The sequence below is a fragment of the Spiroplasma platyhelix PALS-1 genome (assembly GCF_021496725.1).
In the GTDB taxonomy this organism is placed as follows: Bacteria; Bacillota_I; Bacilli_A; order Mycoplasmatales; family VBWQ01; genus Spiroplasma_D; species Spiroplasma_D platyhelix.
Genome location: NZ_CP051215.1, coordinates 735,800 through 744,499, shown reverse-complemented (window position 1 = coordinate 744,499; position 8,700 = coordinate 735,800). Strand labels below are relative to the sequence as shown.

Sequence of the window (8,700 nt, the reverse complement as noted above, 5' to 3'; positions counted from 1 at the left end):
AGGGTACCTCTAACTTAATGTGAATAAAATGTGGATAAATGTTGAAAACTTTTTCTTATTTGAAAATTAATCTTATTATATCTAAATTATTATTAAAGCGTTGAATAAAACTTTTGTATTTTTTTAATTATAAAAAATATTAAGTAATATAGAAAAAGTTATACCAAATAAGAATAATAATTTGTTTTTAATGTGAATAACTGCTTTATTAAATGTTATAATTGATAATATTTGAAATAAAAGAGGAAACTTATGAAAGTTAAAAATAATGAATTAATTATCTTATTTAATCCAAAAATGCAATTTAAAATTATTTTCCAATCAGAAATGGAATTTTCAACTCATAAAGGAATAATAAAATTTCCTAAATTATTAAAGTATGGTCAAATTGTTACAACTAATAGAGATGAAAATTTTATTATTTTACATGCAAACTTGGCAGATAAAATGTTGAAAGTTACTAGATCAACAACAATTGTTTACCCTAAAGATTGAGGAATGATAGTTACTGAGCTTGGTATTAGTTCAGGAAAAAAAATAATTGAAATTGGTACAGGTAGTGGTGCTTTGACTTTTACTTTGGCAAATATTGTTGGAGCTAAAGGAAAAATTGATAGCATTGATATTAGTAAGGAAAAACAAGATCAAGGAAAAAATAATTTTAATTTATATAGTGAATTTAATAATACAACATGACATATTATTGATTTAGCAAAAGAAAAAATTAAACTTAGTCCAGCTGATGCTTTGTTTATTGATATTCCTGAACCATGAACTTTACTTAAAGAAGCACGTATTTTATTAAAAGACGGTCATACTGTTGGTTTACTTTGTCCAACTTTTGAACAAGTGAAAGAAACAGCTAATGCTTTAAATGAGTTTGGATTTACTAGAATTCGTTGTAAAGAATTAATTGAAAGAACAATTTATGTTCGAGAACGAAGTACAAGGCCAGCAGATATTTTTAAAGGTCATACTGCTTTTTATCTTTTTGCAGAAAAAATTGCAGACAAAGAATTAAAAAAAATGAGTAAATTAAAAATTCGTCAAATAATAGAAAGATAGTAAAATTATTTAAAAGTCATTGAATTATTAGGATTATAATTATAAAATTAATTGTAAAATATTTTTAAGAATATACTTTTTTTGGTAAACTTATTATTGATATTATTAAAAATATAATTACTTTAATAGTTCATTAATTTAAGATAAATTATTTTTTAAAAAATGATTATATAAAAAAGGAGAAAAAAATGAAACCAACATATAATCCAAGTAAAATTAAACATAAAAGAACTCACGGATTTTTTGCTCGTATGAGTTCACCAACTGGACAAAATTTAATTAGTAGAAGAAGAAGAAAAGGTCGTAAAAGATTAACAGCTTAATCAATTAAAGTTGATAAAAATAATTAGGTGAAATAATGAAGAAAAAATATCGCTTATTAAAAAATTATCAATTTGAAAAATTGATTGTTAATGGCAAATATGTATCTAATCAGGAATTTTTTATTTATTATTTTTATCGTAATGATAAAGGTACAATTCGAGTTGGAATTTCAGTACCTAAAAAGCGAGTTAATAAAGCTTTTATTCGTAATAAAATTAAACGTCAAATTAAACATATGTTGAATGATGTTAAAAAAGAATGATCAATTGATATTGTGGTTATGGTGAAAAAAAATTATTTAAATAATGATTATAATACTAATAAGATTTCTTTACTTAACCTTTTAAAAAAGGTTTCAATGAAAGAGGAAAATAAATAAAATGAGATATAAGCAATTTTTATTTCCTGAAGAACAAAAGAAAACTCAATGGTTAAAAATAACTTGAAAATGAACAAAAATTGTTTTAGGAACATTTTTGTTAGTTTCAACAATTTGAGGCTGTGGACAAATGATGGGTGACTCTAATGTTGCTACTAGTTCAGTTGTTTCACTTTATGATTTTCAAAAGCATAACATTGCTGCTGTTTTTTTTGAATTATTAATTGGAACTGATGGAGTTTTTAAGCACCATGTATTTCATTTTGAAAATGGCGCAATTTATGAATATTCATTTAATGGAATTAGTACTTGAGGACAAGCTTGAGCTGAAACTAAATCACCATTTTATGGTTTATTTGTTTATCCTATTGCTTGGCTTCTAGTAAATATTGCTCATGGCATGAGTGGTGGTTATACAAATATAGTTAATCCTGTTGCAGTTCTTTTTGCGATATTATTTACAACTTTAATTATTAAAATGATTACTTTAGTGTTTACATTTAAAGCGCAACAAAATCAAGAAAAAATGCAGGCCATCCAATTAAAAACATCTGAAATTCAGGCAAAATATAAATATTCGCGTGATCCCCAAGCAAAACAAAAAATGCAAATGGAATTAATGGGTATTTATAAAAAAGAAGGAATTAATCCAATTGCTTCTTTCATTCCAATGTTTTTATCAATTCCATTTTTAACTGCAATGTTTACTGTGATTAAGTCAACAACATTATTAAAAACAACACAAATTGGATTAATTAAATTAATTGAAACTCCTTGATCAATGATAACTCATGGAGAATGAATTTATTTAGTGATTGTTGTTGTTTACTTACCAATTCAATTAACTTCAATGTTGCTACCAATGTTTTTAAATCGTTCTCGACAAAAAGTAAAAACAAAAGAATCAAAAGCAGCAATGAAAAAGCAAGTTATCATTCAATCAGTATTTATTGTTTTATTTACTGCCTTTGTTTTTGGTACTCCTTCTGGGGTAGGAATTTACTGAATTATTTCTGGTGGAATTCAAATTATTCAAACACTTGGATTCCATTACTATAACAAACAAAAAAGAAATCGTTATAAAAGAAAAGGAACAATTCAAGAATCTTTTAGTACAAAAATTAAAAATCAGTTTAACAAAATTACAAAAATTAATCAGAGACAAAAACCCAAAAAAGCTAAAATTAGTTTAAAATATTAATTAGATTATATTTTGATGTGGGTGAACTAATGGAAGTAAAAATTTTTAAAAAACAAATTGAGTTAGATAATTTTATTAAAGAATTAGATCAAGAAACTTTTTATAAGTTGTTAAGTAGTGAAAAAAGTTTATTTCGTACAACAAGTAAAATTTTAGTTTTTAGTAATAAGGATGTTGAAGAATATTTAGTAGCTCAGTTTCATAAAATTTTAGAAATTTTTGCTATCGAGGATGTTCAACAAAAAATATATTTAAACGATAATCGTTTTTATCTAAAAGTTATTTATGAAAAAGAAAATTCTTTATTATTAAAAAAATACGGCTATGTTATTAGTGCAATTCAAAATTTATTAATTAGTTACATCTTTAGCAAATTTGCTAAATGATATCAAGTTTCAATTAATGTCAACAATCATTTGCACAATCAAAAATATTTTTTAAAGAAACAAATTTATTTTGCAATTAAAAATATTAAAGAAACTGATAAACCATTTCATTTCAAACCAATGCCTAATGATCAAAGAAAAATAGTGCATGAGTTAGTTAAGAGTATTGAAGGTTTTTCAAGTTTCTCACAAGGAAATGGTTTTCTGCGCCATATTGTACTTAAAGCAGAAGAATAATTAGTAATTTAGCCTAAGGAGAACCTTAGGCTTTAATTTGGTGAATCAATATGAAATATATTAACGATACAATTGTTGCAAGTGCTTCAGCTTTAGTCAACCAATCAATTAGCATCATCAGAATTTCTGGTTCTGATACTTATAGTTTAGTTGACAAAGTTTTTAGCAAAGATATTAAGCAACAAAAAGGCTACACTTTAATTAATGGTTATATTCATGATGGAAAAGGTAACAAGATTGATGAAGTAGTTTTAGCGTGTTACAAAGCACCTAAATCTTTTACTGGTGAAGATAGTATTGAAATTAATTGTCATGGTGGGATTTTAGTTACACAAAAAATTATTAAATTATTGCTTAATTTAGGGATGAGAATGGCTGAACGAGGTGAGTTTAGTAAGCGTGCTTATTTAAATAATAAAATTAATTTAGTCCAAGCAGAAGCAATTAATGATTTAATTTTTGCTGAGAACGATGCAACTTTAAAAACAGCAATTAATAGTCTTGGTAGTTTTACAACAAACTTAATCAATAATTTATCAGATGACTTACTAGCTTTGATAGCTCAAGTGAATGTCAACATTGACTATCCTGAGTATAATGATATCGAAGCAGTTACTGATGAAAGTATGACAACTGCAGTAGATCAATTTCTAACAAAAATTAAAACAATTAAAGAACATAGTGAAATTACACAAATTATTAAAAATGGTGTTGAGACAGCAATTATTGGTAAGCCAAATGTTGGTAAGTCTTCTTTACTAAATGCTTTATTGAAAGAAGATAAAGCAATTGTTTCAGAAATTCAAGGTACAACTAGAGATTTAGTTGAAGGAAAAATTAATCTTGGTGACTTTAGTTTGAATTTAATTGATACAGCAGGAATTAGAGAAACAGAAGATCAAATTGAAAAAATTGGTATTGCTAAAAGTAAGGCAATAATTGCTAAGGCACAATTGATAATTTTAGTTGTTGATGGGTCAAAAGAGCTAACAAAAGAAGATTATGATTTATTAAAATTGATTGCAGATAAAAATTATATTATTGCTGTTAATAAAACTGATTTAGGGTTAAAATTACAAATGGAGGGTACTATTAAAATTAGTGCTTTAAAGCAAGACATCAATAATTTAATTCAAGCAATTAAAAATAAAGTTGTGACAACTAAAATTGACTTTAATAATGAGTTACTCTTAACTAACACTAGACAATTAGCATATTTAGATGAGATTGAAAGTAATATCAGTCAAGCTAGTGAAGAATTAAAAAATGGAGTTTCAGTTGATTTAGTTGTTGTTTATTTACAAAAAGCCTGAAATTTATTATTATCAATTCAAGGAAAAGATAACCAAATTAATTTAATTGATGAAATTTTCAAACGATTTTGTTTGGGAAAATAAAATTAAGGGGAGAACTAATGGTAAATAATGGAATTTTTGATACACATTGTCATCTAATGTCAGAGCATTATGAAGAAGAAGATATGATGAATATTTTGAATAATGCTTTTTTTGCTGGTATTGGCAGTATTCTTAATGTTTCTTATGATTTAAAAACTAGTAATCAAGCAGTCAGTCAAGTTTATCAATATAAAGAAGATAAAAATATTCCAAAAATTTATGCTGCAGTTGGAATCCATCCAACAGAAGCTGAAACTTGTGATAAAGAAACAATTAAGCAACTAACAAAATTAGTACAAACAGGGGATGTAATTGCTATTGGTGAGATTGGTTTAGATTATTTTCATAAAAATGCTGATCCTGAAGTGCAAAAAAAATGATTTATTGAACAATTAAAAATAGCAAAAAAATTTGATTTACCAGTTTTATTACATATTCGTAATGCTTTTGATGATGCTTATCAAATTATCAAAACAGAAAAAATTACTAAAGGTATTTTGCATTGTTTCACTGGGACAACTGAGATTGCTCAAAAATTTTTAAAGTTAGGTTTTTATGTTTCTTTTGCTGGTAATGTTACTTATAAAAATGCTAAAGACTTACAAGAAGTAGCAAAACATATTCCTAATAATCGTATTTTAGTTGAAACAGATGCTCCTTATTTAACTCCCGAGCCTCTTAGAGGCAGAAAGCCTGATAAAATGACAGGTCTAACAATTAATTATCCAGTTAACATTGTTTTTACTGTCAGAAAAATTGCAGACTTAAAAAGTCTACCAGAACAAAATATTCGTAAAATAACTAATGAGAATGCGATAACTTTATTTAATTTAAAATAACAAGATAAGGTGAAAATTATGAGTGACATCAAAGCAGCAATATTTCTAGCAACAGGCTATGAAATGGGTGAAGCTATCATCACAATTGATCTTTTAAGAAGAGCAAAAATTACTGTTGACTTAGTTAGTGTTACTGAAGAACTTTTAGTAAAATCAAGTCATAACGTTGAAATTAAATGTGACAAAATAATTCAAACAATTAATTTTTCTGATTACAAGATTTTAATTTTGCCTGGGGGCAGTACAGGAGTAGAAAATTTAAATCAAGTACAACTATTAAAAGATAAATTAGTTGAGTTTAGTAATGATGAAAATAAATTAGTAGCAGCAATTTGTGCAGCACCACAAATTTTAGGCCAATTAAATTTATTAGACAATAAAAAAGTAACTTTTTATCCGGGTTGCGATCAAGGATTAGATAAAGCAATTAAAACTAGTGAACCAGTTGTTGTTAGTGGTAACATTATTACAGGGAAATCAATTGGTTGTGCTTTTCAATTTGCTTTGAAAATTGTTAGCATTTTATTAAATAAAGCAAGTGCTGATGAAGTAAAGCAAGCACTAGAATTTTAGAAGGAAATAGATATGGCAGTAAATGAGAGTTATTTAAGATTTTCAGCAATAATTGGAATGCTTTTTTCAGCAGGTTTTTTTGTGCTTTCAATTATTTATGCATTTATTAGTAACTTATCAATGATGTGGATTACATTTTTAGTTGTGATTGCGTTAATTGAAATTATTGTTTTTTCATTTTCTGTTCTGATGCTGTTGAATCCAAAAAGAAGAATATTTTTTGTTGGGTTGATTGGTTTGTTTGCTGGATTAGTGCCAGGGATTATGATTTTAAGTTTTTATTTTAAAACTAAAAGAGCGTTGATAAAAAATTTTGAGAATAACACTTAAAATTTTTTATTTTTGAGGTTGAATTTATGAAAGAAGTTAAGGCAATTTTAGCAGAAAACAATTTACATCCAATTAAAGGCTTTGGCCAAAATTTTTTATTTGATAAGAACATCATTAAAAAAATTGCTAGTGTGACTGATATTGAAAATAAAAATGTCATTGAGATTGGTACTGGGTTGGGTCATCTAACAAAATTTTTAGTTGCGAAGGCTAAAAAAGTTGTTACAGTAGAAATTGATAAGAAGCTAGGTGCTTATTTAGAGCAAGAATTTAAGGATACTAAAAATTTAACAATTATTAACTATGATTTTTTAAAGTTAAGTTTAGCAGGTTTGATTGAAAATGAATTTGATGGTGATAAGGATATTGTTGTGATTGCAAATTTACCTTACTATCTAACTTCACCAATTATTTTAAAGTTACTAGAAAATATTCAATTTTTTTCTGCGTTTGTTCTGATGATGCAAAAAGAAGTTGCTCAAAGATTAAATGCTGAAATTGGAACAAAAAGTTATAGCAACTTATCTGTTATGTGTCAGTTTTATTGTCAAGTTAAAGTGATGTTTGATGTCAAACCACAATCATTCTTTCCAGCACCTAAAGTTACTAGTAGTGTTGTTTTGTTTGAAGTACGTGATAGTGTTACTTTAGAAAATGAAAAGCAATTTTGATTTTTTGTTCGTTCATGCTTTGCTAGTAAACGAAAAACTTTAATTAATAATCTAACAGCATATCTACCAAAAGATCAAGCTATTGCATTATTGGCTTCATTAAATTGACCACTAACAATTAGAGCTGAGAATCTAACTTTTAAAATGTTTTACGAATTATTTTTAATTTTAAAGGATAAAATCTAATTAAAATAATTTTAATTTAAAAATAATTGTTGTTTTATTAGTATAATGAAATTAGACAAAAAAGTTGATTAGACAAACAAAGAAAGGAATAATTGATGAGTGGTTTAGAAAAAGATAATGTTGTTGTTTTGGGATTAAGTGCAAGTAAAGAATTTAGTGAATTAGTTTGTCAGAAATTAAATATCAAACCAGGAGAAATTGAGGTCAGCCGTTTTGCTGATGGTGAATTTAATATTCAATTAAAAACTTCAGTGCGTGGCAAGGAAGTTTATTTAATTCAATCAACATCACCATCAGTCAACGAAAATTTAATGGAATTATTAATTACAATTGATGCTTTAATGCGAGCATCAGCAGCTAAGATTCATGCTGTCATTCCTTACTTTGGGTATGCACGCCAAGATCGTAAAATGACAGGTCGTCAACCAATTACATGTAAATTAATTGCTAATTTATTAGTTACAGCAGGCATCAATCGTTTGATGACTGTTGATTTACATTCTCCACAAGAGCAAGGATATTTTGATATTCCAGTTGATGATTTAAGAGCAACACAAGATTTAGCTGCTTACATTATTCAACAAAATATGGAAGATTTAGTTGTTGTTTCTCCCGATCATGGTGGTGTTACTCGTGCAAGAAGATTGGGTAATTTTCTTAATTGTGGTTTAGCAGTTATTGATAAAAGAAGAGCAAAGCCAAATGAAAGTACTGTAGAGTTTGTGCTTGGTGATGTCAAGGATAAGAATGCTATCATTATTGATGACATGATTGATACAGGTGGAACAATTATTAATGCAGCAAAAGCAATCAAACAACATGGTGCTAAATCAATTCATATTCTAGCAACGCATGGTCTTTTTAGTGTTGATGCAGCACAAAAGTTTACGCAAGTAATTAAAGAAGGAACAATTAATCAAGTTGTTGTGACAGATACAATTAGTATTGTTAATGAAAAGCAATTTGATGGTTTAAAAGTTATCTCAATTGCTGGGTTTATTGCGGATATGATTAATGCTTCAATTAATAATGAATCACTAACGGCAGTTTATGATGGTAAAACTGAAACTTTAATTACTGAAGTTAAAAAAATAAGTGATAGTAAATAAAGG

General features: G+C 26.7%; 11 protein-coding genes. All 11 read left to right on the top strand.

Annotated features, from left to right (window positions below):
- Window positions 1–252 precede the first annotated feature (252 nt).
- Window positions 253–1,065, top strand: a complete 813-nt coding sequence (locus SPLAT_RS03530; RefSeq protein WP_168105036.1) for a tRNA (adenine-N1)-methyltransferase — start codon at window positions 253–255, stop codon at window positions 1,063–1,065.
- Window positions 1,066–1,253: 188 nt separating this feature from the next.
- Window positions 1,254–1,388, top strand: coding sequence for a 50S ribosomal protein L34 (gene rpmH, locus SPLAT_RS03525; RefSeq protein WP_168105035.1), 135 nt, complete (start codon window positions 1,254–1,256; stop codon window positions 1,386–1,388).
- Window positions 1,389–1,423: 35 nt separating this feature from the next.
- Complete coding sequence (rnpA, locus tag SPLAT_RS03520; protein ID WP_168105034.1) at window positions 1,424–1,768, top strand: ribonuclease P protein component; 345 nt, start codon at window positions 1,424–1,426, stop codon at window positions 1,766–1,768.
- A gap of 1 nt (window position 1,769) precedes the next feature.
- The gene (gene yidC, locus SPLAT_RS03515; protein ID WP_168105033.1) at window positions 1,770–2,969 is read left to right on the top strand and encodes a membrane protein insertase YidC; all 1,200 of its coding nucleotides are present in this window, start codon (window positions 1,770–1,772) and stop codon (window positions 2,967–2,969) included.
- Window positions 2,970–2,998: 29 nt separating this feature from the next.
- Window positions 2,999–3,592: a R3H domain-containing nucleic acid-binding protein gene (locus SPLAT_RS03510; protein WP_168105032.1), complete on the top strand. Its 594-nt coding sequence runs from the start codon at window positions 2,999–3,001 to the stop codon at window positions 3,590–3,592.
- 50 nt (window positions 3,593–3,642) lie between these two features.
- Window positions 3,643–4,989: a tRNA uridine-5-carboxymethylaminomethyl(34) synthesis GTPase MnmE gene (gene mnmE, locus SPLAT_RS03505; protein WP_168105031.1), complete on the top strand. Its 1,347-nt coding sequence runs from the start codon at window positions 3,643–3,645 to the stop codon at window positions 4,987–4,989.
- A 17-nt stretch (window positions 4,990–5,006) separates the two neighbouring features.
- Window positions 5,007–5,828: a TatD family hydrolase gene (locus SPLAT_RS03500; RefSeq protein ID WP_168105030.1), complete on the top strand. Its 822-nt coding sequence runs from the start codon at window positions 5,007–5,009 to the stop codon at window positions 5,826–5,828.
- 18 nt (window positions 5,829–5,846) lie between these two features.
- On the top strand, window positions 5,847–6,401 hold the full coding sequence (locus SPLAT_RS03495; protein WP_168105029.1) for a DJ-1 family glyoxalase III: 555 nt from the start codon (window positions 5,847–5,849) through the stop codon (window positions 6,399–6,401).
- Between the two features lie 12 nt (window positions 6,402–6,413).
- Window positions 6,414–6,731: a hypothetical protein gene (locus SPLAT_RS03490; protein ID WP_168105028.1), complete on the top strand. Its 318-nt coding sequence runs from the start codon at window positions 6,414–6,416 to the stop codon at window positions 6,729–6,731.
- A 26-nt stretch (window positions 6,732–6,757) separates the two neighbouring features.
- On the top strand, window positions 6,758–7,588 hold the full coding sequence (gene rsmA / locus SPLAT_RS03485) for a 16S rRNA (adenine(1518)-N(6)/adenine(1519)-N(6))-dimethyltransferase RsmA (RefSeq protein ID WP_168105027.1): 831 nt from the start codon (window positions 6,758–6,760) through the stop codon (window positions 7,586–7,588).
- Window positions 7,589–7,683: 95 nt separating this feature from the next.
- Window positions 7,684–8,697 carry a ribose-phosphate diphosphokinase gene (locus SPLAT_RS03480; RefSeq protein ID WP_168105026.1) on the top strand — a complete coding sequence of 338 codons (1,014 nt, stop codon included), beginning with the start codon at window positions 7,684–7,686 and terminating at the stop codon, window positions 8,695–8,697.
- Window positions 8,698–8,700 lie beyond the last annotated feature (3 nt).